The organism is Microbacterium sp. W4I20 (genome assembly GCF_030816505.1).
Classification (GTDB): Bacteria; Actinomycetota; Actinomycetes; order Actinomycetales; family Microbacteriaceae; genus Microbacterium.
In genome coordinates, this window is record NZ_JAUSYB010000001.1 from 4,099,592 (window position 1) to 4,124,381 (window position 24,790).

Annotated in this window: 25 protein-coding genes and 1 tRNA gene; 17 read left to right on the forward strand and 9 right to left on the reverse strand. The window is 68.7% G+C overall.

Going from position 1 to position 24,790, the window contains the following annotated elements; translation table 11 throughout:
- The first annotated feature begins 16 nt into the window (after window positions 1-16).
- The 5 genes from QFZ21_RS19935 (at window position 17) to QFZ21_RS19955 (ending at window position 5,650) form a co-directional block, all read left to right on the forward strand.
- Window positions 17-1,264: a class I SAM-dependent RNA methyltransferase gene (locus tag QFZ21_RS19935; RefSeq protein WP_307380987.1), complete on the forward strand. Its 1,248-nt coding sequence runs from the start codon at window positions 17-19 to the stop codon at window positions 1,262-1,264.
- A gap of 43 nt (window positions 1,265-1,307) precedes the next feature.
- Window positions 1,308-1,967 carry a response regulator transcription factor gene (locus QFZ21_RS19940; RefSeq protein WP_307380989.1) on the forward strand — a complete coding sequence of 220 codons (660 nt, stop codon included), beginning with the start codon at window positions 1,308-1,310 and terminating at the stop codon, window positions 1,965-1,967.
- Entirely contained in the window at window positions 1,957-3,189 is a 1,233-nt protein-coding gene (locus QFZ21_RS19945; protein WP_307380991.1) for an ATP-binding protein, read from the forward strand. The genes QFZ21_RS19940 and QFZ21_RS19945 overlap by 11 nt, the downstream gene beginning before the upstream one ends.
- Window positions 3,189-4,196, forward strand: a complete 1,008-nt coding sequence (locus QFZ21_RS19950) for a hypothetical protein (protein ID WP_307380993.1) — start codon at window positions 3,189-3,191, stop codon at window positions 4,194-4,196. Before QFZ21_RS19945 ends, QFZ21_RS19950 begins: the two co-directional genes overlap by 1 nt.
- Window positions 4,197-4,450: 254 nt before the next feature.
- Window positions 4,451-5,650 (forward strand): ROK family transcriptional regulator, encoded by a 1,200-nt coding sequence (locus tag QFZ21_RS19955; RefSeq protein WP_307381374.1) that lies wholly within the window; start codon window positions 4,451-4,453, stop codon window positions 5,648-5,650.
- 21 nt (window positions 5,651-5,671) lie between these two features.
- On the opposite strand, the gene QFZ21_RS19960 is transcribed toward QFZ21_RS19955, so the two are convergent.
- Window positions 5,672-5,914 (reverse strand): acyl-CoA carboxylase subunit epsilon, encoded by a 243-nt coding sequence (locus QFZ21_RS19960; RefSeq protein ID WP_307380994.1) that lies wholly within the window; start codon window positions 5,912-5,914, stop codon window positions 5,672-5,674.
- Complete coding sequence (locus QFZ21_RS19965) at window positions 5,911-7,500, reverse strand: acyl-CoA carboxylase subunit beta (RefSeq protein ID WP_373426032.1); 1,590 nt, start codon at window positions 7,498-7,500, stop codon at window positions 5,911-5,913. Before QFZ21_RS19965 ends, QFZ21_RS19960 begins: the two co-directional genes overlap by 4 nt.
- Window positions 7,501-7,686: 186 nt before the next feature.
- Between QFZ21_RS19965 and QFZ21_RS19970 the strand changes: the two genes are divergently transcribed.
- Window positions 7,687-8,049 (forward strand): hypothetical protein, encoded by a 363-nt coding sequence (locus QFZ21_RS19970; protein WP_307380999.1) that lies wholly within the window; start codon window positions 7,687-7,689, stop codon window positions 8,047-8,049.
- A gap of 79 nt (window positions 8,050-8,128) precedes the next feature.
- Here the strand turns inward: QFZ21_RS19970 and QFZ21_RS19975 are convergent, their stop codons facing one another.
- Both QFZ21_RS19975 and QFZ21_RS19980 read right to left on the reverse strand, forming a co-directional pair.
- Window positions 8,129-9,130 carry a hypothetical protein gene (locus QFZ21_RS19975; RefSeq protein WP_307381001.1) on the reverse strand — a complete coding sequence of 334 codons (1,002 nt, stop codon included), beginning with the start codon at window positions 9,128-9,130 and terminating at the stop codon, window positions 8,129-8,131.
- 77 nt (window positions 9,131-9,207) lie between these two features.
- A complete protein-coding gene (locus tag QFZ21_RS19980; protein ID WP_307381003.1) occupies window positions 9,208-9,900 on the reverse strand; it encodes a phosphocholine cytidylyltransferase family protein in 693 nt (230 codons plus the stop codon).
- Between the two features lie 250 nt (window positions 9,901-10,150).
- On the opposite strand from QFZ21_RS19980, the gene QFZ21_RS19985 reads away from it, so the two are divergent.
- The 3 genes from QFZ21_RS19985 to QFZ21_RS19995 are packed head-to-tail and all read left to right on the forward strand — an operon-like array spanning window position 10,151 to window position 13,765.
- Window positions 10,151-11,917 (forward strand): ABC transporter ATP-binding protein, encoded by a 1,767-nt coding sequence (locus QFZ21_RS19985; protein WP_307381005.1) that lies wholly within the window; start codon window positions 10,151-10,153, stop codon window positions 11,915-11,917.
- Window positions 11,893-13,458: a hypothetical protein gene (locus tag QFZ21_RS19990; protein WP_307381007.1), complete on the forward strand. Its 1,566-nt coding sequence runs from the start codon at window positions 11,893-11,895 to the stop codon at window positions 13,456-13,458. Before QFZ21_RS19985 ends, QFZ21_RS19990 begins: the two co-directional genes overlap by 25 nt.
- Window positions 13,459-13,498: 40 nt before the next feature.
- Window positions 13,499-13,765 carry a DUF3039 domain-containing protein gene (locus tag QFZ21_RS19995; RefSeq protein WP_307381010.1) on the forward strand — a complete coding sequence of 89 codons (267 nt, stop codon included), beginning with the start codon at window positions 13,499-13,501 and terminating at the stop codon, window positions 13,763-13,765.
- A gap of 11 nt (window positions 13,766-13,776) precedes the next feature.
- Here QFZ21_RS19995 and QFZ21_RS20000 read toward each other — a convergent pair whose 3' ends face one another.
- Window positions 13,777-15,102, reverse strand: a complete 1,326-nt coding sequence (locus QFZ21_RS20000; RefSeq protein ID WP_307381012.1) for a nicotinate phosphoribosyltransferase — start codon at window positions 15,100-15,102, stop codon at window positions 13,777-13,779.
- Window positions 15,103-15,176: 74 nt separating this feature from the next.
- Between QFZ21_RS20000 and murI the strand changes: the two genes are divergently transcribed.
- The 7 genes from murI to QFZ21_RS20035 all read left to right on the forward strand — a co-directional run bounded on the left by murI (window position 15,177) and on the right by QFZ21_RS20035 (window position 20,601).
- Window positions 15,177-16,013, forward strand: a complete 837-nt coding sequence (murI, locus tag QFZ21_RS20005) for a glutamate racemase (RefSeq protein ID WP_307381014.1) — start codon at window positions 15,177-15,179, stop codon at window positions 16,011-16,013.
- A gap of 32 nt (window positions 16,014-16,045) precedes the next feature.
- A complete protein-coding gene (gene rph, locus QFZ21_RS20010) occupies window positions 16,046-16,792 on the forward strand; it encodes a ribonuclease PH (RefSeq protein ID WP_307381015.1) in 747 nt (248 codons plus the stop codon).
- A gap of 2 nt (window positions 16,793-16,794) precedes the next feature.
- Window positions 16,795-17,388, forward strand: coding sequence for an RdgB/HAM1 family non-canonical purine NTP pyrophosphatase (rdgB, locus tag QFZ21_RS20015; protein WP_307381377.1), 594 nt, complete (start codon window positions 16,795-16,797; stop codon window positions 17,386-17,388).
- A gap of 59 nt (window positions 17,389-17,447) precedes the next feature.
- Complete coding sequence (locus QFZ21_RS20020) at window positions 17,448-18,047, forward strand: dihydrofolate reductase family protein (protein ID WP_307381017.1); 600 nt, start codon at window positions 17,448-17,450, stop codon at window positions 18,045-18,047.
- Entirely contained in the window at window positions 18,044-18,895 is an 852-nt protein-coding gene (locus tag QFZ21_RS20025) for a PHP domain-containing protein (protein WP_307381019.1), read from the forward strand. The genes QFZ21_RS20020 and QFZ21_RS20025 overlap by 4 nt, the downstream gene beginning before the upstream one ends.
- Before the next feature lie 244 nt (window positions 18,896-19,139).
- Window positions 19,140-19,514 carry an ATP-dependent DNA ligase gene (locus tag QFZ21_RS20030; protein WP_307381021.1) on the forward strand — a complete coding sequence of 125 codons (375 nt, stop codon included), beginning with the start codon at window positions 19,140-19,142 and terminating at the stop codon, window positions 19,512-19,514.
- A 166-nt stretch (window positions 19,515-19,680) separates the two neighbouring features.
- The gene (locus QFZ21_RS20035; RefSeq protein ID WP_307381022.1) at window positions 19,681-20,601 is read left to right on the forward strand and encodes a cation diffusion facilitator family transporter; all 921 of its coding nucleotides are present in this window, start codon (window positions 19,681-19,683) and stop codon (window positions 20,599-20,601) included.
- A gap of 18 nt (window positions 20,602-20,619) precedes the next feature.
- Here QFZ21_RS20035 and ligD read toward each other — a convergent pair whose 3' ends face one another.
- A complete protein-coding gene (gene ligD, locus QFZ21_RS20040) occupies window positions 20,620-22,602 on the reverse strand; it encodes a non-homologous end-joining DNA ligase (RefSeq protein ID WP_307381025.1) in 1,983 nt (660 codons plus the stop codon).
- 90 nt (window positions 22,603-22,692) lie between these two features.
- Here ligD and QFZ21_RS20045 point away from each other — a divergent pair, with 90 nt between their 5' ends.
- Window positions 22,693-23,535: a Ku protein gene (locus QFZ21_RS20045; RefSeq protein ID WP_307381027.1), complete on the forward strand. Its 843-nt coding sequence runs from the start codon at window positions 22,693-22,695 to the stop codon at window positions 23,533-23,535.
- Window positions 23,536-23,556: 21 nt separating this feature from the next.
- Here the strand turns inward: QFZ21_RS20045 and QFZ21_RS20050 are convergent, their stop codons facing one another.
- The 3 genes from QFZ21_RS20050 to QFZ21_RS20060 all read right to left on the reverse strand — a co-directional run bounded on the left by QFZ21_RS20050 (window position 23,557) and on the right by QFZ21_RS20060 (window position 24,780).
- Window positions 23,557-24,336 carry a DedA family protein gene (locus tag QFZ21_RS20050; RefSeq protein WP_307381029.1) on the reverse strand — a complete coding sequence of 260 codons (780 nt, stop codon included), beginning with the start codon at window positions 24,334-24,336 and terminating at the stop codon, window positions 23,557-23,559.
- 77 nt (window positions 24,337-24,413) lie between these two features.
- Window positions 24,414-24,495 (reverse strand) — tRNA-Leu (locus QFZ21_RS20055).
- A gap of 153 nt (window positions 24,496-24,648) precedes the next feature.
- On the reverse strand, window positions 24,649-24,780 hold the full coding sequence (locus tag QFZ21_RS20060) for a hypothetical protein (RefSeq protein ID WP_307381031.1): 132 nt from the start codon (window positions 24,778-24,780) through the stop codon (window positions 24,649-24,651).
- Window positions 24,781-24,790 lie beyond the last annotated feature (10 nt).

A 24,790-nucleotide genomic window follows, 5' to 3' on the forward strand; every position in this document is an offset into this window, starting at 1 on the left:
ACCGTATCCTCGAAGGATGACTTCTTCCCCAGCCGACGTGCTCGAGCTCGACATCACCGGCATCGCCCACGGGGGCACCTTCATCGCCCGCCACGAAGGGCGCGTGGTGTTCGTGTCGGACGCGATCCCCGGTGAGCGGGTCCGCGCCAGGGTGATCCCGCCCGGTGAGGGCGCGGATGCCTCGACGCGCAGCTTCTGGCGAGCCGAGACCCTCGAGGTGCTCGACGCCTCGGAGCATCGCCGACCGCACATCTGGCCCGAGGCCGACCTGTCCCGCGATCCCGCAGAGCGTCCGGGAGGAGCGGATCTCGGTCACATCGCCCTCCAGCATCAGCGGGTGCTCAAACGTCAGGTCCTGACCGAAGCGCTCGACCGCTTCGCGGGCCCTGGCCTCGTCGCCCCCGAGATCGAGGCCGTCGAATCCGGAGACGGCACCGCGTGGCGCACGCGCGTCACCGTGCACGTCGACGATGCCGGCGAGGTGGGGCCGTTCGCGGCGCGCAGCCACCGCGTCATCCCCGTCACCTCGTACCCGCTCTCGCGTCCGGCCATCGCTGAGGCCGCTCTCGCGCTGCGCGGCGAGGCACCCGGACGCATCGAACTCGTCGAGCCGGCCGATGGCCGGGTGCGCATCATCCGGCGGGAGGAGACCGAGCGCCCCGCCCGTGTCGCGCGCGGGTTCCGGCGTCGTCCGACCCCCGAGGTGATCCACGAGGTCGTCGGCGATCGGCGCTTCCAGGTCGACTCCACGGGGTTCTGGCAGGTCCACTCGCGGGCGGCATCCGTGCTGGATGCCGCGGTCTACGGCATCCTCGACGGGCATGTGGACGACGACAGGACGCACTACGACCTGTACGGGGGCGTCGGACTCTTCGCCGCGACCCTCGCCGACCTCGGCGGCACCGACATCGTCACGGTCGAGTCGAGCGCGCGGGCCACCGAGCACGCGGCCGCGAACCTCGCCCCGCTCGACGTCTCTGCTGTGACGGCGCGTGTGGACCGGTTCCTCTCGGGTGTCAAGAGCAGTGGTCGCACGGGTGCCGTGATCCTGGATCCGCCGCGTGCTGGTGCCGGGCGAGCGGTCGTCGAGGGCGTGCACGCTCTTTCTCCCGCAGCGATCGCCTACGTCGCCTGCGACCCGGTCGCGCTCGCCCGAGACCTCGGGACCTTCCGCGGTCTCGGCTGGAACGTCACGACGCTCCGCGGGTTCGATCTCTTCCCGCACTCGCACCACTTCGAGGTCGTCGCACTGCTCACCCGCTAGGCGGCGGGACCTCGCACCGCGACGGACTCACTAGGCTGGGCGGATGAGCACGGTCGCACTCATCGACGATCACGAGTCCGTTCGCCTCGGTCTCGAGGCCGCCTGCGCGCGCGACGCGCAGTCCGTCGTCTTCTCCGGCAGCACCGTCAACTCCTACCTCGAGTGGCGGTCCACGAGCGGCGCCGCACCCGCTGATGTCGTCGTGCTCGACCTCACTCTGGGCGACGGAACGACGGTGACCGAGAACGTCAGGTCCCTTGTGAGCGACGGCGCCTGCGTCGTGATCCACAGCGTCGCCGATCGTCCGGCCGCCGTGCGCGAGGCGCTCTCTGCGGGAGCGGCCGGAGTGGTGAGCAAGTCCTCCGCGCTCGATGACGTGCTCGACGCGATCCGCACCGTCGCGCAGGGCGAGGCTCTGAACAACGTCGAATGGGCGAGTGCCGTCGACGGAGACCGTGAGTTCGCCGATGCGCAGCTCTCGACGCGCGAGCGCGAGGTGCTCAGGCTCTACGCCACAGGGCTGCCGCTGAAGGCAGCGGCCGAGCGGCTGGGCGTCGCCTATTCCACGGCGAAGGAGAACATCACCCGGATCCGGGTCAAGTACGTCGAGGTCGGGCGCCCCGCTCCCACCAAGGTCGATCTCCTCCGCAGGGCCATGGAGGACGGCATCGTGGCGACCGACGGGGCGGCGAGTGCCCGCTGACCCGCTCAGCATCCGCGACGCCTGGAGCAAGATCCCCTCTCCCGGTGCCGCGGAGACGGAGTTCGAGCGCTTCACGGGGAAGCGCATGGAGCGGATCCTCGCGATCGTGGTGGCGATCGGCTCCGCCGCGCTCGGCGCGCAGGCACTGATCGCGGCCGTCGGGACGATGTCCGGGGGAGATGTCCCGCACATCGCGACCCTCGTCGTCGTGTTCGCGCCGCTCGCGGCCATGCTGCTCGCCTGTCTGATCGGACGAGGCGTCCGCGTCACCTGCGGCGTGTTCGCCGTCGCCTACGTGCTCGCGCTCGCCGCCTGGCCGATCGTGGTCGATCCCGCCGCCGACGGCGCCGATGCGCAGCCGTGGATCTTCTTCCTCGTGAACGTGGGCGTGGTCGCGGCGATGCTCGCCTTCCCGGTGCGGATCCAGTTCGCCTGGGCGTTCGGGATGCCGTTCGTCTACGGGTACGTGCGCCTCGTCCAGGGCGAGTTCTCGCGGGAGTTCTGGGTGACGACGGCCTTCGACGTTTCCTTCACGCTCATCCTCGGTGTCGTCATCGTGTCGCTCGGGTGGATGTTCCGTTCGGTGGCCGCCGGAGTCGACGAGGCCAGAGGCCAGGCCGTCTCCTCCTACGCTGCGGCCGCGGCGGCGGCCGCCGCCGAGGAGGAGCGGGTGGCGATGTCGGCTCTGATGCACGACAGCGTATTGGCGGCGTTGATCGCGGGGGAGCGCGCCGAGGGCGATCGGGCACGGGAGCTCGCCGTGGCGATGGCTCGGGAGGCCCTCACCCGTCTCGCCAACACCGAGGCGCCGGTGGCCCAGGAAGGCAGCGATGAGCCGGTCGGCACGACGCAGATCGTCGCCGAACTGCGTCGGTCGCTCTCCGAGGTCGGAGCCGACGCCATCGTCGAGGAGCGCGGCGGGCTCGGTCTCATCCCGGGACGCGCGGCCCGCGCGCTGGTGCTCGCCGCACGGCAGGCGATCGGCAACGCGGTGGCGCATGCGCACGGGCGGGGGCTGCACATCGTCGTCGAGGGGCACGGCGACGAGGGGCTCCGCGTGACGATCTCCGACTCCGGCCCCGGTTTCGACGTTCAGACGATAGGCGCGGACCGCCTCGGCATCCGCGCCTCCATCTTCGCGCGCATGGCCGGTGTCGCCGGCACGGCCAGGATCGACTCCGACGAGAGCGGCACGACGGTCACGCTGGGGTGGTCCCGCTGATGAACCGCACGGTGCGCAGCGTCGCGACCTCCCTCGCCGTGGGCTTCGCCATGTACTTCGCCGCGCGCGGGGTGTGGTGGATCGAGCAGCCGACCGCTCCGCTGATGATGGTGCTCGCCATCGGGCTGTATCTCGTGGTGATCAACGTGGCCATACTGGGCGATTCCGCCTCGCTGCGGATGCCGATGTGGACGGCGCTGCTCGCCCTCGTGACGAGCGCCCTGATCCCCGTACTGGTGACACTCTCCCTCGATCCGGCCCACCGCACGGAGCCGTTCGCCACCTGGTACATCGGCGGTCTGGGGCTGCTCGCGGTCGTCTGCGTGGTGCGCCGTCGACCGGTGATCGGCTGGCTGACCCTGGCTCTGCTCGCGGCGACGGCCGCGGCCTACCTCGGCGTCGTGGTCGCCCTGAACCTCGGCCTCGTCGGGTCCATCATGTGGGTCGTCATCGCGCAGCTGCTCGTGATGTTCTGGGACCGGGCGGTACGAGACACCGAGCGGCTGGCGGAGATCCAGCAGGCCGTCTCCGCCTGGCATGCCACGCAACTGGTTCGCCAGCGCGAGCGGAGGCTGCGCACCCAGTTCGCCCTGGCGGTGGCCGGCCCCGTATTGAGCCGTGTCGTCGCCTCGCGCGGCGTGCTCGACGAAGAGGAGCGGCTGGAGGCGCGGCTCGCCGAGGGGCGGCTTCGCGACGAGCTGCGGGGCGCCGACCTGCTCAACGACGCTGTGCGGGATGCGATCGAGGCGGCTCGGCGTCGCGGAGTCATCGTCACCGTGTTCGACGAAGGCGGCCTCGACGGCGTGGGCGAGGAGCGCCGGGTGGAGATCCGCGATGAGCTGGCCGTCACCCTGACCAGCGCAGAGACCGGTCGCCTCATCATCCGATCGGCGAAGGATCCGGAGGTGGCGGTGACCGTCGTCGGCCGCGCCGGCTCGCGTGCGTCGGGCGATGACGACTCGGTCGAGCTCTGGCACGAGATCCCGCGGGAGCCCGGCGGAAGCTGACGGTGAGAGTGGGCGAGGGGTGGCGGCGAAGCCGCCTACCCCTCGCCTAGCGGACAGTTACCCGAAAACCGTCCGCTGGTGGCCGATCAGCGTCTGTCTACCCTGGACAGAGAGACCAGCCGAACGCGAAGCGTCTCCCTTATTCTGACCGCTCCATCGCATCCTGTCTGTAGGTATTTTGGGGGACACGGATCCGGGGGCGATGAGGGAGTATTAGGACCATGGGAATGCGTCGCGGTACCAATCTCCCGCGGATGGGCGACTTCAATCAGTCCGTCACCCTCGAGGCCATCCGGCGGTCGGGAGAAGGGCTCAGTCGCATCGAGCTCGTCGATGCGACGGGCCTGTCCGCGCAGACGGTGACCAACATCACGCGCAGACTCCTCGACGATGGGCTCATCCGCGAGGCGGGGCGGACGATCAACGGTCCGGGAAAGCCTCGGGTGACGCTGCGCCTCGTCTCGGAGAGCCGCTTCTCGATCGGCGTTCACCTGGACCCCGCCGTGATGACCTTCGTGCTCCTCGATCTTTCCGGGACGGTCGTCCGTCGCACGACCGTGCGCACCCCGACGAAGGATCCGCGCCGCATCGTCGAGGCGATGGGCAGGACCATCGATGCGCTGATCGCAGCCGCCGGCGTGGATCGGAGCCGGATCGCGGGGGTCGGCGTGGCCGCCCCGGGGCCGCTCGACGCGGACAAGGGCACCGTCATCGATCCGCCGAAGCTGCTCGGGTGGCATCGGGTGCCGCTGCGTGCAGCGCTCGCCGAAGCGACGGGATTCGCTGTCACGCTCGAGAAGGACACGACCTCGGCGGCCGTCGGAGAGCTCTGGACCCATCTCGAGCCGTCCGACGACTCCTTCGTCTTCATCTATCTCGGCACGGGCATCGGTGCAGCCCTCGCCAGGGACGGCGAAGCCGTGCACGGCAGCACCCGGAATCTCGGCGAGGTCGGGCACATCGTGGTGGATCCCGACGGTCCTGCGTGCACCTGCGGCTCGCGCGGCTGCGTCGAGGTCGTCTGCACGCCGCAGGCGATCGTCGAACAGGCGGAGCGGGCCGGAGTCTTCCCGGACGACCGCGAGGTCAGCGATGCCGAGGCCGTCGAGGCGCGCTTCACCCGGCTGTGCGAGCGCGCCACCGAGGGCGACGAACCGGCCGCGCGCGTACTGCGAGAAGCGGCAGAGCACATGGCCGTGCTCACGGCCGTGCTGACGAACATGCTCGATGTGGATCGCGTCGTGTTCGGCGGGCCCTTCTGGTCCAGACTGGCCGACGTCTACCTGAAGGAGATCCCGGGTCGGCTCGATCGGCTCAGTGCGACGCGAGCGGTCCGAGCGATCCCGGTCGTCGGCACCGTCGTCGGCGATGATGTCGGCGCCGTCGGTGCGGCGTGCGTCGTCCTCGACTCGGTGCTGAGCCCCCGGACGGCGGACCTGCTGCTGGAGAGGTGATCTCGGAGATCAGCCCCGAGATCAACCGGAGAAACGCCCCCACGGGATGTCGCGCCGCAGGGGCGTGCGGAGCGGACGCTGCGTGCGCGTCCACGCCGACACGCGCGGCTCGTCGGCGACGGCCTCCGCCGCTTCCGAGGCATACGCATCGCTGATCACGGCGATGAGCGCGGCGAGCTCCTCCTCGCTGGCCGTTCCGCGTGCGATCTCCAGCGTCAGCGGCAGCTCGTCCGGCGCTCCGGAGGGAGAGGACTGGCCGGTCACAGCGGGATGTTCCCGTGCTTCTTCGGCGGCAACTCTGCCCGCTTTCCGCGCAATGCCCGCAGCGCCTTGGCGATGGACACGCGCGTGTTCGCCGGCTCGATGATGCCGTCGAGCTCTCCGCGTTCGGCGGCGAGGAACGGCGAGGCGACGTCGTACGTGTACTCGTTGGCGAGCCGCGTGCGCACGGCTGCCACGTCCTCACCGGCCTCCTCGGCCTTCTTGATCTCGCCGCGGTAGAGGATGTTCACGGCGCCCTGACCGCCCATCACGGCGATCTCGGCGGTCGGCCACGCGAGGTTCACGTCGGCGCCGAGCTGCTTCGAGCCCATCACGATGTACGCGCCGCCGTACGCCTTGCGCAGGATGACCGTCACCAGCGGCACGGTCGCCTCGGCGTACGCGTAGAGGAGCTTCGCACCGCGGCGGATGACGCCCTCCCACTCCTGGTCGGTGCCGGGCAGGTACCCGGGGACGTCGACCAGGGTGACGATCGGGATCGAGAACGCGTCGCAGAACCGCACGAACCGGCTCGCCTTCTCACCGGCCTGGATGTTCAGGGTGCCGGCCATCTGCGACGGCTGGTTCGCGATGATGCCGACGGTGCGACCCTCGACGCGGCCGAAGCCGATCACGATGTTCGGAGCGAACAGCGGCTGCACCTCGAGGAAGTCGCCCTGGTCGACGACATGCTCGATGACGGTCTTGATGTCGTAGGGCTGATTGGCGGAGTCCGGGACGATCGTGTTCAGGCTGCGATCGGCATCCGTCGTCTCGAACTCGAAGGCCGTCTCATACGACGGGAGCTCGGCCATGTTGTTGTCGGGGAGGAAGCCGAGCAGCGTGCGCGCGTAGTCGATCGCGTCGTCCTCGTCCTCGGCCAGGTAGTGCGCGACACCGGAGCGGGTGTTGTGCGTGTACGCGCCGCCCAACTCCTCCATGCCCACGTCTTCGCCGGTGACCGTCTTGATGACGTCGGGCCCGGTGACGAACATCTGGCTGGTCTTGTCGACCATGATGACGAAGTCCGTCAACGCAGGGGAGTACACGGCTCCACCGGCAGCCGGACCCATGATGATCGAGATCTGCGGGATGACACCGGATGCCCGCGTGTTCAGACGGAAGATCTCGCCGTACTTGCCGAGGGCGACGACGCCTTCCTGGATACGGGCACCGCCCGAGTCGAGGATCCCGATGCAGGGCATGCCGCCCGCGAGTGCGAACTCCATGATCTTGATGATCTTCTCGCCGGCGACCTCGCCGAGCGAACCTCCGAACGTCGAGAAGTCCTGCGAGTAGACGGCGACCGTGCGGCCGTGGATCGTGCCGACACCCGTGACGACCGAGTCGCCGTAGGGGCGGGACTTGTCCATGCCGAACGCCGTGGTGCGGTGGCGCACGTACTCGTCGAACTCGACGAAGCTGCCGGGATCGACGAGGAGCTCGATGCGCTCGCGCGCGGTCATCTTGCCTTTGGCGTGCTGCTTCTCCTTGGCCTTGGCCTCGGCGTCGATGACGGCCTCGGTGTAGCGAGCGCGCAGATCCGCGATCTTGCCGGCGGTGGTATAGAGGTCAGGCTTGTCCGTCACGGATTCCACCCTAGCGGCGGGTCGGCTCGGACCGTTGGATGCTCGGCACAACGGGTCGCCCGATCCTTTGGCCGATCTCGACCGCGCGATCACACCCGAGAGAATCGAGTGAACCTTTTCGACTGCTGTCTCGTCACTACTCATGACCGGACTCGACGAGCCCGGCGCTGAGACAGGAGTAGAACGATGAACCGCAAGATCGCCGCCACCCTTTCCGCCCTCGCCCTGGCAGCCGGCACCGTCGCACTCGGGGCCGTCCCCGCGCAGGCCGTCGACACCTGCAAGACCGGATCCGTCTGCTACGTGCACGACGGATCCCTGCGGGCCGAGGTCGCGCCCGGGGTCAACCCGAAGGTGCAGTTCGACAAGATCATCAACAACTCGTCGAAGAGCATCCAGGTCAGCTGGGCCGGCTGGGGCGAGAGCAACATGTTCGAGGGCTACATGGAGGCCAAGGCCGGCACGGAGTTCGTCGGCGCCCGCTCGACGATCGAGCTTCCGCGCTACACCGACGCCACGGGCATCCAGTCGGTCCGCGTGGTCCGCTGAGGCGATCCGCGATCGTCGGGATGGCGCCCGTGACCGGTGCCATCCCGACGAAGGGCCCCTGCGATGAGGTGTCGCCGCGTCAGCGTGAGTCGTCTCGCGACGAGCTGTCGAGGCCGGAGAGGTCGTGACCGCCGAGCTGCTCGCCGGCGTCGCCGTCGGAAGCCTCGACCGCGTTCTGATGCCCGCGGCGGACGGTCAGCCCACCCACCTTGCGCCCCGCCCAGCCGACGCCTCGTGCCGCAGTCCCGGCGGCGCCGGCGACGGCGCCTCCCGCGAACCGCGCGCCGCGCAGCATCCGCAGTTCCAGCTTCTCCGCCCCGGCGACCGGCTCCAACTCGACCGGCAGATCGATCGGTGCCGCACCGAACGCTCTGTGTGAGGTCGTGAGCACCCGCCGGCCGAGGATGTGGTTGCCCGCACCGCCGACCACGGCTCCGACGCCGAAGGGGAGGGCCTTGCCGATCACGGACGCTCCGCCCTTCGCGGCGAACTGCTTCACGAACATGGTCTTGAGCCGGTCGACCAAGGGGCCGACGGCCGCGCGGGGGAGCGACTTCGTCACCAGTTCGCCCCAGTACGAAGAACGGCTGCCGCCGCGGCCGGCCACCTGGCCCGCGAGCTGTCCGACCAGGTCGACGCCCTCTTTGCCGAGCATCAGCGTCATCACCAGTGCCCTGGCACGGTCGGGGTTGGCGATCGCGATGCCGTGCACCTCGGCGACGGACTGCGCGAACAGGGCGGTCGACTCTACAAAGCCGACGGTCTCCACGCCTGAGAGTGCCAGTGTGACGCCCGTGCCGATACCGGGGACCACGGCGGTCGCGCCGACGGCTGCACCTCCCGTGGTGACAGCCGCCAGATAGCGTCGCTCGAGGATCCGGATGATCTCGGCCGGAGAAGCCTGCGGATGACGAAGACGGATGCTGCGGATGTGCGCGAGCACCAACGGACGCTGGATCGACAGCACACGGTCGAGTCCCCGCACCATCATCGGATGCTCCGCAGAACCTGCCGGCGGCACCCCCTTGTCCCAGGGAGCATCATCGGGCATCGAATGGATCTTGTGAACCTTGGGTTCCATGCCCTGATCCTACGAAGCCCGCCCGCGAAAACGCCGAATGCCCGGCTCCTTTCGGAACCGGGCATTCGAGGAGTCGATCAGACGAACAGGTTCGCCCGGTCGAGGTCTTCTGCGAAATCGATCTCGACCGCGTAGAGGTCGGAGACATCCATCGGCTCGAGCAGCAGGCCGTCTTCTGCGATGGCCAACTCGAGTCCACGCTCGAAGTAATCCTGATCCTCGACACGCTGCAGCTGGCGCATGAACGCCTTCTTGTTCGCTGCCGAGATGTAGTTGATGCCAACGGCCTCGCCGAGGCCGCCCTTGACCGTCTTCGACAGCTGGTCGATGAAGCCCTCCGCCGTGACGGTGTACTTCACCTCTTCGTCGCTGACCTTGGAGGTGTTGACCGTGACGAACGACTGATCGCGCTCGATGTACTCCAGCGCACGCCCGAGGATCATCGGGTCGAACACGACATCGCCGTTCATCCAGAGCACACCGTTGCGCCCGGTGGCGCTCAGGGCGCGCAGCAGGCTCTTCGACGTGTTGGTCTCGTCGTAGCGCTCGTTGTGGACGTAGTTGACGGAGGGGAAGGCTTCGATGATCGTCTCGGCGCGGTAGCCCACCACCGTGGTGATGCGTGCGTCGGAGCCGAAGGCGGCCCGGATGTTGTCGTGCTGCTGGCGCATGATCGTGCGCCCGTCAGCGAGCTCGGTGAGCGGCTTGGGCAGCGCGCGGCCCAGGCGTGAGCCCATGCCTGCTGCGAGAATGACGGTCTGAAGAGTCACGAGTGCTCCTAAAGGAAGTTGTGTTCACGGTCGGTTAACCGACCAGACACCTCGTCGTGCCGCGTTCATGCTATCGATTCCGCCTGGGAGACCCCGGCGCTGAGTGTTCCCGTTGTCATTTCGTGACCGAGTACACACCGAACACTCAGGCTGGCTGACTCAGTCGGTCCTGCGCGGATTCTTCGGAATTCGAGCGTGGATTGTTTCGCCACGCCCTTGGCTCGCAGCATCCCATTGATACCGTAGGACGGTGACTCCTTCCCCTGACGACCGCACCGACCAGGTGGACGATTCCGAGACCCCTCCCGACACGACATCGGTGAAGCGCACGCCCCCAGTGAAGCAGACCTCGAAGCCGCGCACCACTGCCAAGAAGACGCCGGTCAAGGGTGCTGCCGCGGCGAAGAAGCCCGCCGTGAAGAAGCCGGCCGCGAAGACCCCCGCTCGGGCAGCGGCGGAGAAAGCGGCGCCGACCGGAGAAGTGGTGATCGAGCCCGCCGTTCGGATGGTGATCGATCCGCCGGCTCCCGCCCGCACGTCTGCCTCGGCGCGCTCGGTGGCGGCGAAGAACACCGCGGCGCGGACGTCGGCCGCACGGGGCGCCCAGCCCGCGGCTTCCGCGGCCGCTCGCGCCGCATCGGCGCGCTCGGCCGCCCCGAAGACGACCGCCGGATCGGCGAAGACACCTGCCGCGAGGACTGCGGCGGCCAAGACCGCAGCCGCCAAGTCCGCGGCAGCCAAGGCCGCCGCCGCGAAGTCGACAGCCCGCAGCGCGACGGCACGATCCACCTCGGCCAAGACCGCCGCGGCGAAGGCGGCGGCGGCGAAGTCGGCTGCCGCGAAGGCTGCTGCGGCGAAAGCCGCGGAAGACGCGGCAGCGGAAGCGAAGGCTGCGGAGGCCCTCTCCATGCCGGACGCCGTTGTCGAGCCGCCCGCCCCGATCGTCGAGGAGCCCTCTGCGGAGGAGCCCCAACCGACGGCCGAAGAGAGCGCTGTCGAGGAGCCCGTGATCGACGAGCCCGTGATCGACGAGCCCGTCATTGACGACCCGGCGGTCGAGGAGCCGGCGGTCGAGCAGCCCGTGACCGACGACCCGGCAGTCGAGGAACGGACGACCGAGGAGCCCCTGCTCGAGACGGACGACACCGAGGAGCCGATTCTCGATGCCACGGACACCCCGGACGAGGCGGTCGTCGCGGTGACCGAGGCCGGTGACTCAGCATCCGATGCCGTCGGCGATCTCGGTGCCGTCTCGGCCACCGAGGCCATCCGCATCCGCGGCTTGGTCAAGCAGTTCGGCGACAACCGGGCGGTCGACGGGATCGACCTGACCGTCCCTGCCGGCTCGTTCTACGGGATCGTCGGCCCGAACGGTGCGGGTAAGACGACGACGCTCTCGATCGTGGCCGGGCTGTTGCGGCCCGATGAGGGCACGGTCGTGATCTGCGGCGTCGATCAGGCCGAGAAGCCCCTCGCGGCCAAGCGGGTGATGGGTGTGCTTCCGGATCGTCTGCGCACGTTCGACAGGCTCACCGGGCGTCAGCTCCTCTACTACTACGGCCTGCTGCGCGGCCTCGCCGCCGATGTCATCGAGAAGCGGGCAGCCGACCTCGCTCGTGCCTTCGATCTCGGCGATGCGCTCAGCCGTGTCGTCTCCGACTACTCGGCGGGAATGACGAAGAAGATCATGCTCGCGGGGGCGATGATCCACTCGCCGCGCGTCCTCGTGCTCGACGAGCCGTTCGAGTCCGTCGATCCGGTCTCTTCCGCCGTCATCCTCGACATCCTCCGGGCCTACGTCTCGCACGGCGGAACCGTCATCCTCTCCAGCCATGGAATGGATCTCGTCGAGCGGGTCTGTTCCCGCGTCGCGATCATCGTCGGCGGTGAGGTGCTGGCCGAAGGCACCATCGAGGAGGTGCGCGCGGGGCAGACGCTCGAGGCGCGCTTCGTCGAGCTCGCAGGTTCCAGCGGTGAGGTGGAGGGGCTCGAGTGGCTGCACACGTTCTCCGACTGAGGTTCGCCCTCCTGGTCGGATCGCTGCGCGGAGAACGTCGAGTGCGCACGCTCGTCACCTTCGTCGCGGTCATCGCCCTCACGGTCGTGGTCTGTCTCGCGGTGTTCACCCTCGGCGAGGCCCCCATCGCCGTCGCGCGGGCGGTCATCGTGCTCGGCGGCGGCGCCCTTCTGCTCGGCTTCCTGGTGGGGCCGATCCTCGTCGGGGCCGTCGACCAGCTCGATCCCCGACGGTTCGCGGTGTTCGGGGTCGACGAGCGCCGGATGCCGTGGGTGCTCACGCTCGCCGCCTTCGTCAGCGTGCCGAGCCTGGCCCTGCTCGCCGTGTACATCAGCGTCTGCGTGGTCGCCATCCGGCTCGGCGCACCCTGGGCGCTCGCCGTCGTCATGACGATCGTCGGCGTGACGACGACCGTGCTCACCGCGCGCATCGGAATGGCGATCAATGCGCTGCTGCTCCCGGAGCGCCGCTCCAGGGAGCTCACGGCGCTCTTCGCCCTGGCACTCATCGTGATCGCCTTCCCGGTCGCGGTCTTCTTCGCCTCGCTGCGCTGGGACGGCCAGGTTCCGGAGTCGCTGGCCGCGCTGACCACGACCGTCGGCTTCACGCCGCTCGCGGCGGCACCCGGCTTCCTCTTCCTCGTGGCCGGCGAGGACACCGCTTCCACCTGGACGAGCGGGGTCATCGCCGTCCTCACCGTCGCGCTCCTGTGGGCGCTGTGGTCCTGGCTGGTGCGCCGTCTGCTGACCACCACCGAACGACCGGTCGCCGCGCGCGAGCGCACCGGTCTCGGCTGGTTCGGACTGCTGCCGTCGAACGCATTCGGTGCCATCGCCGCGCGGAGTCTCGTCTACTGGCTGCGCGACCGCCGGTACATCATGAACATCATCGTGGTGCCGGTCGCCGGCGTGCTCACCGTGCTGCCGCTGATCGTTGCCGGCGTTCCGCTCGAGATCGCGGCGCTGATCCCCGTGCCCGTGATGGCGCTGTTCTTCGGCTGGCTGCCGCACAACGATGTCGCGTACGACTCGACCGCGCTGTGGACGCACGTCGCGAGCGGCATCCGTGGTCTCCCCGACAGGCTGGGACGACTCGTTCCGGTGACGCTGGTGGCGGTCCCCGTGCTGGCGATCGCCGTGCCCCTGACGATGTTCGTGATCGGGGACTGGGCCCTGCTGATGCCGCTCACCGGCCTCGCCGCCAGCCTGCTGTTCTCGGCGCTGGGCATCTCGAGCATCGTGTCGGTGGTCGCACCGTACGCAGTGTCCCGGCCCGGCGACAGCCCTTTCCAGCAGCCGCAACGTTCGGCGTCGCGCGGCACGTACGGGCCCGCAGCCGCCTTCCTCGGGGCGATCGTGCTGAGCGCGCCGACGATCTGGCTGTTCGCGGCGACGATGATCGAAGGATCCGCCTACGCGCCCGCTGCTTTCTGGGCGGGTATCGGCACCGGCATCGTCGTTCTCGTGCTCGGCGCCGTCATCGGCGGCCGCATCTTCGAGCGCAGCGGAGAGCGTCTGATGGAGTTCGTCGAGACGGCCTGACGACCGCCCGCGAGGGCACCGACGCGGCTAGACTCACGGGATGAGTACTCCGCTGGACAGCCCCGATCAGGGCGGCGTGACAACGCTTGATCGCGAACTGGAAGAGCTCCTCCGCGAGGAGAATCTCGAACCGGGTGACCACGAGCGTTTCTCGCATTACGTGAAGAAGGACAAGATCCTCGAGTCTGCGATCACCGGCAAGCCGGTGCGCGCACTGTGCGGCAAGAAGTGGACCCCGGGTCGCGACCCGGAGAAGTTCCCTATCTGCCCCACGTGCAAGGAGATCTACGAGTCGATGATCGGCTGACCAGGACCGGGTCAGGTCGCCTCGACGTAGACCGTGGGGATCGCGGGGTCGGACTTGCTGAGCGCGAGTGCCCGCACCGGCAGCTCCTCGCGCACCCGGAGATGGTGCGCGCGAGCGGATGCCGTTCCGGCCGGACCCTCGTGCGCGGTGTCGATGTCGCCGGCTTCGACGAACGTCACCTGCAGCGGGCGGCCGTCGGGATGCTCGGACGCGGTGTCCAGCTGCTCGAAGCCGTCGGAGACGACGACCGTCTCGGCGGACGCGACGCCGTCGGCAAGAGTGCGGAAGGCGGCCTTGCGGCCCCCATACGACGCCTTGTCGGCCGAGGCCTTCGCTACCCCGATCCAGGCGCCGGTCGCGTCCTGTCGTGCGACGAGCTTGTAGACCATGCTGGCGGTCGGATAGCCGGAGCCGGTCACCACGGATGTGCCCACGCCGTATGCGTCGACGGGCGATGCCGCGAGGGCTGCGATCGCGTACTCGTCGAGGTCGCTCGTCACCGTGATGCGCGTCTCGGTGGCGCCGAGCTCGTCGAGCTGGGCGCGGACTTCGCCCGCCACGATCGGCAGGTCGCCGGAGTCGAGGCGCACGCCGCCGAGCCCGGTTCCGGCGACGCGGATCGCCGTCTCGACCCCGGCCCGGATGTCGTAGGTGTCGACGAGGAGCGTGGTGGAGGTGCCCATGCTCTCGACCTGGGCGCGGAACGCGTCTTCCTCCGAGTCGTGCAGCAGCGTCCAGGAGTGGGCGGCGGTGCCCATCGTGGGAATGCCCCAGCTGCGACCGGCCTCGAGGTTGCTCGTCGCTCCGAAACCGGCGATGTAGGCGGCGCGGGCGGCGGCGACGGCGGATCGCTCGGCGGCTCGGCGCGAACCCATCTCGGCCAGGGGGCGCTCCCCGGCGGCGATGCTCATGCGCGAGGCCGCGGTCGCGACGGCGGAATCGTGGTTGAGCACGCTCAGGGCCAGCGTCTCGAGCACCACTGCATCGGCGAAGGTGCCCTCGACGGTCAGGATCGGGGAGCCGGGGAAGTACAGCTCGCCCTCGCGGTAGCCGCTGATCGAGCCGGTGAACCGGTAGTCCTCCAGGTACTTCAGCGAGGTGGCGTCGACGACCTGCTCGTCGCGCAGGAACCGCAGCTCGTCGTCGCCGAAGTGGAAGTCGCGGAGGAGTCCGAGCAGGCGTCCGGTACCCGCCACCACGCCGAACCGGCGGCCGCCGGACAGTCGCCGGGAGAAGAGCTCGAAGACGCTCGGCCGGAAGGCCGTTCCATCTCGCAGGGAGGCCGCGAGCATCGTGAGCTCGTAACGATCGGTCAGCAGCGCCGTCGACGTGGTCATCCCGTCAGCATAGTGACGACATCGACCCGTCACCTGAGCCCGCCCGATGGCGCGCGCCGGTAGGCTGGGGAGTCATGAACGACGCGCCGATCGGAATCTTCGACTCCGGTGTCGGCGGGCTCACGGTGGCCAGGGCCATCCGAGCCCAGCTGCCCCGCGAATCGTTCGTGTACATCGGCGACACGGCGCATTCCCCGTACGGACCCAAGCCCATCGCCGACGTCCGCCGGTATTCGCTCGAGGTCCTCGATGCCCTGGTCGACCAGGGCGTGAAGATGCTCGTGATCGCCTGCAACACAGCATCCGCCGCCATGCTCCGCGACGCCAGGGAACGATACGACGTCCCCGTGGTCGAGGTGATCGGTCCCGCCGTGCGCCGCGCGGTGTCGTCGACGCGCAACGGCCGCGTCGGAGTGATCGGCACCGTCGGGACGATCGGATCGCGTGCGTATCAGGACATGCTCGAGGTGAACGAGCGCCTGCAGGTGTTCACGGCCGCGGCGCCCCGGTTCGTCGAGTTCGTCGAAGCCGGCGTCACCGGTACCCCCGAGGTGCTCGCCGTGGCCGAGGAGTACCTCGCTCCGCTGCGGGATGCCGGTGTCGACACGCTCGTGCTCGGATGCACCCACTACCCGTTCCTGCGCGGCGCGATCAGCTACGTCATGGGGGAGGGCGTCACGCTCGTCTCCAGCGATGACGAGACCGCCGGCGACGTCTACCGACAGCTCGTGCGCGGCGACCTGCTGGCCCCGTCAGACGCGAATGCCACCTACGTCTACGAGGCGACCGGGGCCTCCGCCGACGACTTCACCGCGCTCGCCAACCGGCTCATGGGTCGTGAGGTCCGCGACGTGCAGCTCGTGCACACCGGCGTCATCGAGCTTCCTGCTTCCGTCTCCGAATCGCGCTGAGTCGATTCGACCACCCCCATCGAAAGAAGCACATGACCGACATCGTCCGCGCCGACGGCCGCTCCACCGACCAGCTCCGCGAGATCACCATCGAGCGCGGCTGGAGTGCCCACGCGGAAGGCTCCGCGCTGATCAGCTTCGGCGGCACGAAGGTGCTGTGCACGGCATCCTTCACCAACGGCGTCCCGCGCTGGCTCACCGGCAAGGGCAAGGGCTGGGTCACGGCGGAGTACTCCATGCTCCCGCGCGCGACCAACAGCCGCAACGACCGGGAGAGCGTCAAGGGCCGCATCGGCGGTCGCACGCATGAGATCTCCCGCCTGATCGGCCGCGCACTGCGCGCCGTCGTCGACACCAAGGCGCTCGGCGAGAACACGATCGTCATCGACTGCGACGTGCTGCAGGCCGACGGCGGCACGCGGACAGCAGCGATCACGGGAGCGTACGTGGCGCTCGCAGACGCGATCGAGTGGGGCCGGAACAAGAAGTTCATCGGCAAGAACTCCACGCCGCTGCTCGACTCGGTCGCCGCCATCTCGGTCGGGATCATCGACGGAGAGCCCATGCTCGATCTGGCATATGTCGAAGACGTCAGGGCCGAGACCGACATGAACATCGTCGTCACCGGCCGCGGCCTGTTCGTCGAGGTGCAGGGAACGGCCGAAGGCGCCCCGTTCGACAAGCGCGAGTTGGACGCACTGCTCGACCTCGGGGTCGCCGGCTGCGCCGACCTGAAGGGTCACCAGCTCGCCGCACTGGCTGCCACGGCAGGCGCGTGACGATGAAGGTCGTGCTCGCGACGCACAACCCGCACAAGGTCGCGGAGTTCCAGCAGATCGTCGCGCAGACGCGGCCCGACCTCGAGATCGTCGGCTACGACGGGCATGAGCCGGTCGAGGACGGCGTGACGTTCGCGGAGAATGCGCTCATCAAGGCGCGGGCGGCCGCGGCGCACACCGGGCTCGCCGCTCTTGCGGACGATTCGGGAATCTGCGTCGATGTGCTCGGCGGGTCACCCGGCGTCTTCTCGGCCTATTGGGCCGGCCAGAAGAAGGATGCGGCGGCGAACCTCAAGCTGCTGCTGGATCAGCTGCGCGACGTCGCCGATCCGCACCGCGCCGCGCATTTCACCTCGACGATCGCCCTCGTGACCGCGGGCGGCGTCGAATACGTCGTCGAGGGGCGCTGGCCGGGGAGGCTCGCTCACGCGGCATCCGGCAGCGGAGGCTTCGGCTACGACCCGATCTTCGTGCCCGACGGGCAGGAAGCAGGGTCAGAGCGCAGTGTGGGGGAGTTCACTGCCGAGGAGAAGCAGTCGCAGTCGCATCGGGCCCGCGCGTTCGCGGAGCTCATCCCGCTGCTCGCCGACCTCTGATAGCCGAATTATAATCACTACGCTTGACGTACTTCACATGTAGTGATTAGTCTCGGGGCATGCGCGAACTGACCTACTACATCGCGGTGACCCTCGACGGTTTCATCGCCGGGCCCGCCGACGAAGTCGACTTCTACCCGGTGACGCCGGCCTTCGCCGAGACGCTCGGCACCGAGCTCGCCGACGTGCAGCCGTACCACGTGCGCGCCGACCGCGGAGGTGCGGATGCCCCGCTGACACGCTTCGACACGGTCGTCATGGGCCGCCGCACCTACGAACCGGCGCTGCAGTTCGGGATCACCGATCCCTACGCCCACCTGCGCACTCTCGTGTTCAGCTCCACGCTGGACGATCCCGGTGAGCCGAACGTCGAGGTCGTGCGCACCGACCCGGTCGCGCGAGTGCGAGAACTCAAGGCCGAGGACGGCCTCGGCATCTACCTCGCCGGAGGCGCGGGTCTCGCCGGCGCCCTCCTCGACGAGATCGATCGACTCATCGTCAAGAAGTACCCGGTGATCGCGGGCGAGGGGATCCCGATGGCCCGGCATCCGTTCTCTCCCACGCTGTTCGATCTCGAAGAGGCCCGCCCCTTCGACAACGGCTGCGTCGTGCTCACCTACGCGCGGCATCAGCCGAGCGGGGTATCGTCGGCGAGGTGACCCGACTGACCGCAGACACCCATGTGCACAGCGAGTGGTCATGGGACGCCGGCTCCCTCCCCGGGGCGCTCGGAGCGATGGACCGGATCTGCGCGCGGGCTGTCCAGATCGGGCTTCCGGTCATCGCCTTCACCGAGCATCTTGACCTGGAACCGAGCTGGCGAGTCGATGACGGCGACATCGGGGAGCACGCGCAGAAGTACGTGACCTCGAGCGGGCTCGTGCAACTGCCGGCATTCGACGTGGACGGATACCTCGAGGCGATCGACAGGGTGCGGCGCGAGTATCCCGCCCTGCGCATCCTCACGGGAGTCGAGTTCGGACAGCCGCACCTCTGGGATGCTGCGGCGGCGTCGGTGCTCTCGCGAGGCATCGACCGGGTCAACGGCTCTCTGCACATGCTTCCGTGGGAAGGCGGCGACCGGACGGAGCCGACGACCCTCTACCGCCACCGCCCCGCCGCCGAGGTGATGTGGGCGTACCTGGAGGAGATACCGCGCATGGTCGCGGGCTCGGACTCCTTCGTGGTGTTCACGCACATCGACTACGCAGTCCGCTCCTGGCCGACGGCGACCGCCGGCCCGTTCGATCCTGCCGACTTCGAGGAGGGCTTCCGGTCTGCGATGCGATCGATCGCAGGATCGGGGCGCGCGCTCGAGATGAACACCCGTCAGCTGCGACCGTGGATCCCGCAGTGGTGGGCCGAGGAAGGCGGGCGGGCGATCTCTTTCGGCAGCGACGCCCATGCATCCGAAAGCCTGGCGGGGAACTTCCCGGAGGCGATGGCGATGGCGGAGCACTTCGGATTCCGCGAGGGCGCGGATCCCGCGGACTTCTGGCGGCGCTGACGGCGACCGCGTGGGACTGGTTTCCGTCACCGTCCCGACATCGGCTCCGGAGGGGCTCCAAATCGAAAAGTAGCCCCGTCTCTATACGGCTCCTGCGTAGCTCGTGGCCATCGCTTCACGATTCGTCGCGTACTTGGCCCGGGCTATCTTTCCAGCCCTGGAAGGGCCACTGTGAGAGTAGCCACACTGCGACCCTCGGTTGCGCCTCTTTGGCACGGGTCCGGTGGCGAGCTGAGGGCGACCCATGGGTAAGTTCATCTACGAAAGCGGTTCGAAGGTCGAGATTGAGGATCGCGCCCTCACCCACCTGCAACTGGTCATGACCTCGAAGCTCCGTCGAGGGGAGCCGTTCGCCTTCTCGTGGAAGGAAGACATGAGCATCGGCGGAGGGCGAACGACAGTATGGGTGAACTCGGGAAGCTCGCTGGTTTTCAAGTTCGTCGGTAGTCGGCAACCGTCCCTCAACCGCAACTGGATCGAGGCGCTCGCATTCGTCGCGAACGGCCCGAGCGGTCTCCATCTCGTCCCCGAGCCGGACGCGACGACTGCCCCAACCAAGAGCTTCTACGAGGACCGCCGAAGGGCCACTGAGGAGGCCGGGCACGGCCACCAAGACTGAGGACCCGAGGCAGTCCGTCTTCCACCAGTCGCGAACCTCCGCGGCGCTGATGTCTTCGACGTCATGGTCACTCCCTCCTCCTTACTCGTGAGACTGGTTCTCGTTACCCTTCCCGACTAGGCGGAAACGCGCTCTCCGGGTCACCGGCCGGTCTAGCGTGGAAGGCATGCATGATCACGCGCCGGCCCCCGGCGGCATCCGCTCTGCGAGCAGCAGTCGACTTCTGACGATCTCGCTCTCGCTGACCGCGACGGTGATGATCGTGCAGGTCGTCGGGGCGATCTTCACCGGGTCGCTCGCGCTCCTCGCCGACGCGGCGCACATGTTCACCGACGCCTCGGCGCTCGTGATCGCACTCATCGCGGCATCCGTCGCCGCCCGCCCCGCCGACGACCGCCGCACCTTCGGGTATCAGCGGGCCGAGGTCTTCGGGGCGCTGATCAACGCGGTCATCCTGATCCTGCTGGCCGGCTGGGTCGCCGTCGAGGGAATCGGTCGGCTCATCAACCCCGGAGATGTCGAGGTCGCGGGTGGCCTCATGCTCGTGGTGGCCGTCGTCGGTCTGATCGCCAACGCGATCTCGATGTGGCTGCTGAGCCGCGCGCAGCGCACCAGCATCAACGTGCGGGGCGCGTATCTCGAGGTGATGGGTGACCTGATCGGATCCGCCGCCGTGATCGTGGCCGCGATCATCATCCTCGCGACCGGGTGGATGCCCGCCGACGCCATCGCCTCCCTGTTCATTGCGGCGATGATCATCCCGCGGGCGATCGCCCTGCTGCGCGAGGTCTTCTCGGTGCTCGCCGAGTCGGCCCCGAAGGGGACGGCGGTCAGCGAGATCCGCACGCACCTGCTCGGATACGACGGGGTGACCGGCGTGCACGACGTGCACGTCTGGCAGCTGACCCGCGGAGCCCCGGTGTTCACGGCGCACGTCAGCGTTCACCCCCAGCTGCTCGCCGACGGGGGCGCCGCGAAGCTGCTCTCCGAGATGCAGGCGTGCCTGGCCGACCACTTCGACGTCGAGCACTCGACGTTCCAGCTCGAACCGTCCGAGCAGTCGGACTGCGAACCGCATCACGCCTGAGCGCGACGCCCGCGGGCGTCAGGGCTCGACGACGATCTCGTCCGGGGTCTTGTCCGGACGCAATCCCCGCCAGCGCGCGTGGCGGAGCACACCGTCGGGCGTCCAGTTCGCGAACTCGACCTCGCCGACCAGCTCGGGTCGTACCCAGAGAGCGTCGGACGCGTCGAGCGCCGGCACCCCGCTCAGCGGCGCGGACTTCACCCGCAGCGGCTCGAGCCGCGCGAGAAGGTCGCGGAGGATGCGGTCGGTGAAGCCGGTGCCGACCCGACCGACGTAGCGCAGGCCCTCCTCGGTACCGGTCGCCGGGTCGGGAACCGCGAGCAGCAGCGAGCCGAGAGTGCTCTCCCGATCTCCCTTACCCGGACGGATGCCGACGATCACGGCTTCCTGCATGCGGGTGTGCTTGAGCTTGAGCCACGACGGGGAGCGGAGGCCCGGGCGATAGCGCGATCCGGGGTCCTTCACGACGACCCCCTCGAGCCCGAACTCCTCGCTCGCCGCGAGGGCGGCGTCGACGTCGTCGAACACGGGCGGAACCTGGATGGGCGCATCGAGATCGGCGATGAGGTCGTCGAGCAGTGTGCGGCGGTCGCGCAGCGGCATCGCCGTGAGATCGTGACCGTCGAGTCGCAGCAGATCGAACAACATGTAGACGATCGGCGTGCGCACGACCTCGCGCTCGATCTCGCGGGGTCGGGTGAGGTGCATCCGGTTCTGCAGCAGCGAGAAGCTCGGTCGTCCGTGCGCGTCGAAGGCGACGATCTCGCCGTCGACCACGGCGTCCGATACGGGAAGGAACGGTGCACCGTCGGCGGTGAGCTCGGGGTACCGCGCGGTGATGTCGGTGCCGCGGCGTGCGTGCAGCAGCATCCGTCCGTCCGCCCAGGTTCCCATCGCTCGGATGCCGTCCCACTTGACCTCCACCCAGGAAGGATCACTGAGGGTGCGGGCGAGGGCGGGGACGCCGTTCTCCGCCAGCATGGGTGCCAGGGTCGCGGCCGTGGCGCCGGATGCCGGTGCGGCGGCGCTCCGCGGATGCCGGGAGTTCCGACGCGGGGAGGCCGAGGCCACCGACACCGACGCGGATTCTGACGAGGCCGAAGAGCCCGAGGGCCCCGGCCGGAGCTGTGCCAACGGATCGATGCCAACTGCCGCGCGGGCGAGAACCTCGTCGAGGTCGAGCTGGGCGAGCTCAGGGTCGTCGAGCTCCTCCCAGGTGCGGGGAGCCGCCACCCACGGCTGCGCGCGACCGCGCAGCGAGTACGGCGAGATGGTCGTCTTCTTGCCGTTGTTCTGGCTCCAGTCGAGGAACACCTTGCCGCCGCGCACGGCCTTCGACATCACACTCGTCGCCAGATCGGGGTGGTCGTTCTCGATGAGCCGCGCCAATTCCTTCACGACCGCCGAGATCTCGCTGCTGGTCTGTTCGCCGGGAAGCGACGCGTAGAGGTGGATGCCCTTGCTGCCGCTCGTCACGGGCAGGGGGTCCAGGCCCATGTCGGACAGGATGCGACGGGCGATGCGCGCGACCTCGGCGCACTGGACGAGCCCGACCCCCGGGCCGGGGTCGAGGTCGAGCACCAGCCGATCCGGCCGCCCGGGCAGGCCTTCGGAGGTGAAGCGCCACTGCGGCACGTGCAACTCGATGGCGGCCACCTGCGCGAGCCACACCAGGGTCGGCACGTCGTCGACGAGCGGGTACGCCTTCGCACCGTCGGAGTGCTGGATCTCCTGGCGCGGGATCCAGTCGGGAGCCCCGGGTTCGAGCTGTTTGGTGAAGAACGCGTCAGCCGGAGCATCCGCCGATCCGACTCCCTCCACCCAGCGCTTGCGCGTGACCGGGCGGCCGTCGAGGAGGGGGAGCAGGAGCGGGGCGATCGCGGAGTAGTACGCGATGATCTCGCCCTTGGTGGTGCCCGTCTCGGGGTACACGACCTTGTCGAGGTTGGTCACGCGCAGTCGACGGCCGTCGACCTGCACGACCTGCGCTTCTCCGACCATGGAGCCAGCGTAGTCAAGGGCGCGTGCCGTCCAGCGGAGGACGCGTCAAGGGGCTGGCCGTGACGGGTGTGGCTGGTGTTCACTGGTCACATGAGGACGATCTGGAAGGGCGCGCTGACGTTCGGGCTCGTGAACGTGCCGGTCAAGGTGTATTCCGCGACCGAGGACCACGACGTGCCGCTGCATCAGGTGCACGAGAAGGACGGCGGACGCATCCGCTACCAGCGCACGTGCGAGGTGTGCGGCGAGACCGTCGCCTACGCCGACATCGACCGCGCCTACGTCGAGGAGGGCCAGACGGTCGTCCTGACGAAGGACGACCTCGCCGCCCTGCCCTCGGAGAAGAGCCGCGAGATCGACGTCGTCGAGTTCGTCCCCTCCGACCAGGTCGACCTGCTCACTCTCGACAAGCCGTACTACCTCGAGCCGGACTCGAAGTCCCCGAAGGCGTACGTGCTGCTGCGCAAGACGCTCGAGCAGACGGATCGGACCGCGATCGTCCGGTTCACGCTGCGCCAGAAGACCCGGCTCGCGGCGCTCCGCGTGCGCGGGAAGGTGCTCGTGCTGCAGACATTGCTCTGGGCCGACGAGGTGCGCGAGGCGGAGTTCCCCGCGCTCGACGAGGACGTGCGGATCTCGAAGAAGGAGCTCGAGATGTCGGCATCCCTCGTCGACAGCTACTCCACCGACTTCGATCCCGAGGCCTTCGTCGACGAGTACCAGAAGGAGCTGCGCACGCTCATCGACGCGAAGATCGAGGCCGGCGAGGGCTTCGAGATCTCGGATGCCTTCGGGGAAGCGGATGCCGACACCAAGGGTGGCGAGGTCATCGACCTCATGGAGGCCCTGCGCGAGAGCGTCGCCCGGTCGAAGGAGAAGCGCGCGAGCGAGAAGCCGGCCAAGGCCAAGAAGCCGGCGAAGAAGACCGGCTGACCCGGCGGGACCGGCCGGCGGTCAGTGCTTGCCGTCGCCGTCCAGGTCGGGGGCGCGGTCGAACACCTCGGTGTCGAGGACGAGCTCGTCGGCCTCGGTGGGATCCGTGGTGACGTCTGCGCCGGCAGCCCGGGCTTTCTTCGCCTTGTGGCGCTCCGAGAAGTAATGGTAGATCGTGACCAGGGCCGTGCCGCCGACCGCTGCCAGCAGGATCAGGTCGATGTAGTTCTCGACGAACACGGCAACCGGGGGGATGAACCCGATCAGGTAGCCGAACATGGTCAGACCGAAGCCCCAGAGGACCGCGCCGATCAGGTTGTAGAGCGTGTACTTGCGCCACGGCATGTGACCGACGCCGGCGGCGACCGGTGCGAACGTGCGCACGATCGGCACGAAGCGCGCGAGGATCACCGTGATGCCGCCGAATCGCTCGAAGAACGCGTTGGTCCGTTCGACGTTCTTCTTGCTGAAGAGTCCTGATTCCTTGCGTTCGAAGATCGCAGGTCCCCCCTTATGGCCGATGACGTACCCGACCTCCCCGCCGACGAATGCCGAGAGCCCGATTAGCAGGGCGACGAACCAGACGTTGATGCCGAAGACACCATGCTCCGAACCGGCGACCGGGTGCGAGAGCAGGCCCGCGATGACCAGCAGCGTGTCACCGGGAAGCAGGAAGCCGACGAGGAGACCGGTCTCGGCGAAGACGATGAAGCAGACCACGAGGAGCGCCCAGACACCGGCCTTGTCGATGATCATCGCTGGATCGAGCCAGGGGATGAGGGCGTTCGGTGCGTGCAGCATGGTTTCGAGCACAGGGTGTCCCGTCGGTCGTTATTGGTCGGCGGTAGAGCAATGAGGATGCCGGACAGCACCTCTCGTGCGGAAGGTGGGACTTGAACCCACACGCCCTAGAGCACAGGAACCTAAATCCTGCGTGTCTGCCAATTCCACCACTCCCGCGCGGTGCGATCAGTCTACCGATCGCACAAACCGAGAATCTGGGGATCAGCCCGCAGTTCCGGTCGTGTCGCCACGCCTTACGACCAGCGGCATCGGGGGGCACGCGAAGAGGTCGTCTCCCGCAGCTGCGGGAGACGACCTCGGGACGCGGTCTCAGGAGAGGGAGCCGGGGATGAGCGGCTCGGCCGGATTCGGCGCGAGCGGCTCCTCGGGGTTCGGCGCTGTCGGCTCCTGCGGGGTCGGAGCCAACGGCTCGTTGGGCGGGGTGGGGACAGGAAGGGTCATGACTGTTCCT

Excerpts from the sequence above, each read along its gene's own strand:
- QFZ21_RS20045 (WP_307381027.1), top strand. The coding sequence starts at position 22,693 with ATGAGGACGATCTGGAAGGGCGCGCTGACGTTCGGGCTCGTGAACGTG.
- QFZ21_RS19975 (WP_307381001.1), bottom strand. The coding sequence starts at position 9,130 with ATGGAACCCAAGGTTCACAAGATCCATTCGATGCCCGATGATGCTCCC.
- QFZ21_RS19995 (WP_307381010.1), top strand. The coding sequence starts at position 13,499 with ATGAGTACTCCGCTGGACAGCCCCGATCAGGGCGGCGTGACAACGCTT.
- murI (WP_307381014.1), top strand. The coding sequence starts at position 15,177 with ATGAACGACGCGCCGATCGGAATCTTCGACTCCGGTGTCGGCGGGCTC.
- QFZ21_RS19970 (WP_307380999.1), top strand. The coding sequence starts at position 7,687 with ATGAACCGCAAGATCGCCGCCACCCTTTCCGCCCTCGCCCTGGCAGCC.
- rph (WP_307381015.1), top strand. The coding sequence starts at position 16,046 with ATGACCGACATCGTCCGCGCCGACGGCCGCTCCACCGACCAGCTCCGC.
- QFZ21_RS20060 (WP_307381031.1), bottom strand. The coding sequence starts at position 24,780 with ATGACCCTTCCTGTCCCCACCCCGCCCAACGAGCCGTTGGCTCCGACC.
- QFZ21_RS19940 (WP_307380989.1), top strand. The coding sequence starts at position 1,308 with ATGAGCACGGTCGCACTCATCGACGATCACGAGTCCGTTCGCCTCGGT.
- QFZ21_RS20050 (WP_307381029.1), bottom strand. The coding sequence starts at position 24,336 with ATGCTGCACGCACCGAACGCCCTCATCCCCTGGCTCGATCCAGCGATG.
- QFZ21_RS20035 (WP_307381022.1), top strand. The coding sequence starts at position 19,681 with ATGCATGATCACGCGCCGGCCCCCGGCGGCATCCGCTCTGCGAGCAGC.
- QFZ21_RS19955 (WP_307381374.1), top strand. The coding sequence starts at position 4,451 with ATGGGCGACTTCAATCAGTCCGTCACCCTCGAGGCCATCCGGCGGTCG.
- QFZ21_RS20000 (WP_307381012.1), bottom strand. The coding sequence starts at position 15,102 with ATGACCACGTCGACGGCGCTGCTGACCGATCGTTACGAGCTCACGATG.
- QFZ21_RS19935 (WP_307380987.1), top strand. The coding sequence starts at position 17 with ATGACTTCTTCCCCAGCCGACGTGCTCGAGCTCGACATCACCGGCATC.
- QFZ21_RS20020 (WP_307381017.1), top strand. The coding sequence starts at position 17,448 with ATGCGCGAACTGACCTACTACATCGCGGTGACCCTCGACGGTTTCATC.
- QFZ21_RS19950 (WP_307380993.1), top strand. The coding sequence starts at position 3,189 with ATGAACCGCACGGTGCGCAGCGTCGCGACCTCCCTCGCCGTGGGCTTC.
- rdgB (WP_307381377.1), top strand. The coding sequence starts at position 16,795 with ATGAAGGTCGTGCTCGCGACGCACAACCCGCACAAGGTCGCGGAGTTC.
- ligD (WP_307381025.1), bottom strand. The coding sequence starts at position 22,602 with ATGGTCGGAGAAGCGCAGGTCGTGCAGGTCGACGGCCGTCGACTGCGC.
- QFZ21_RS20030 (WP_307381021.1), top strand. The coding sequence starts at position 19,140 with ATGGGTAAGTTCATCTACGAAAGCGGTTCGAAGGTCGAGATTGAGGAT.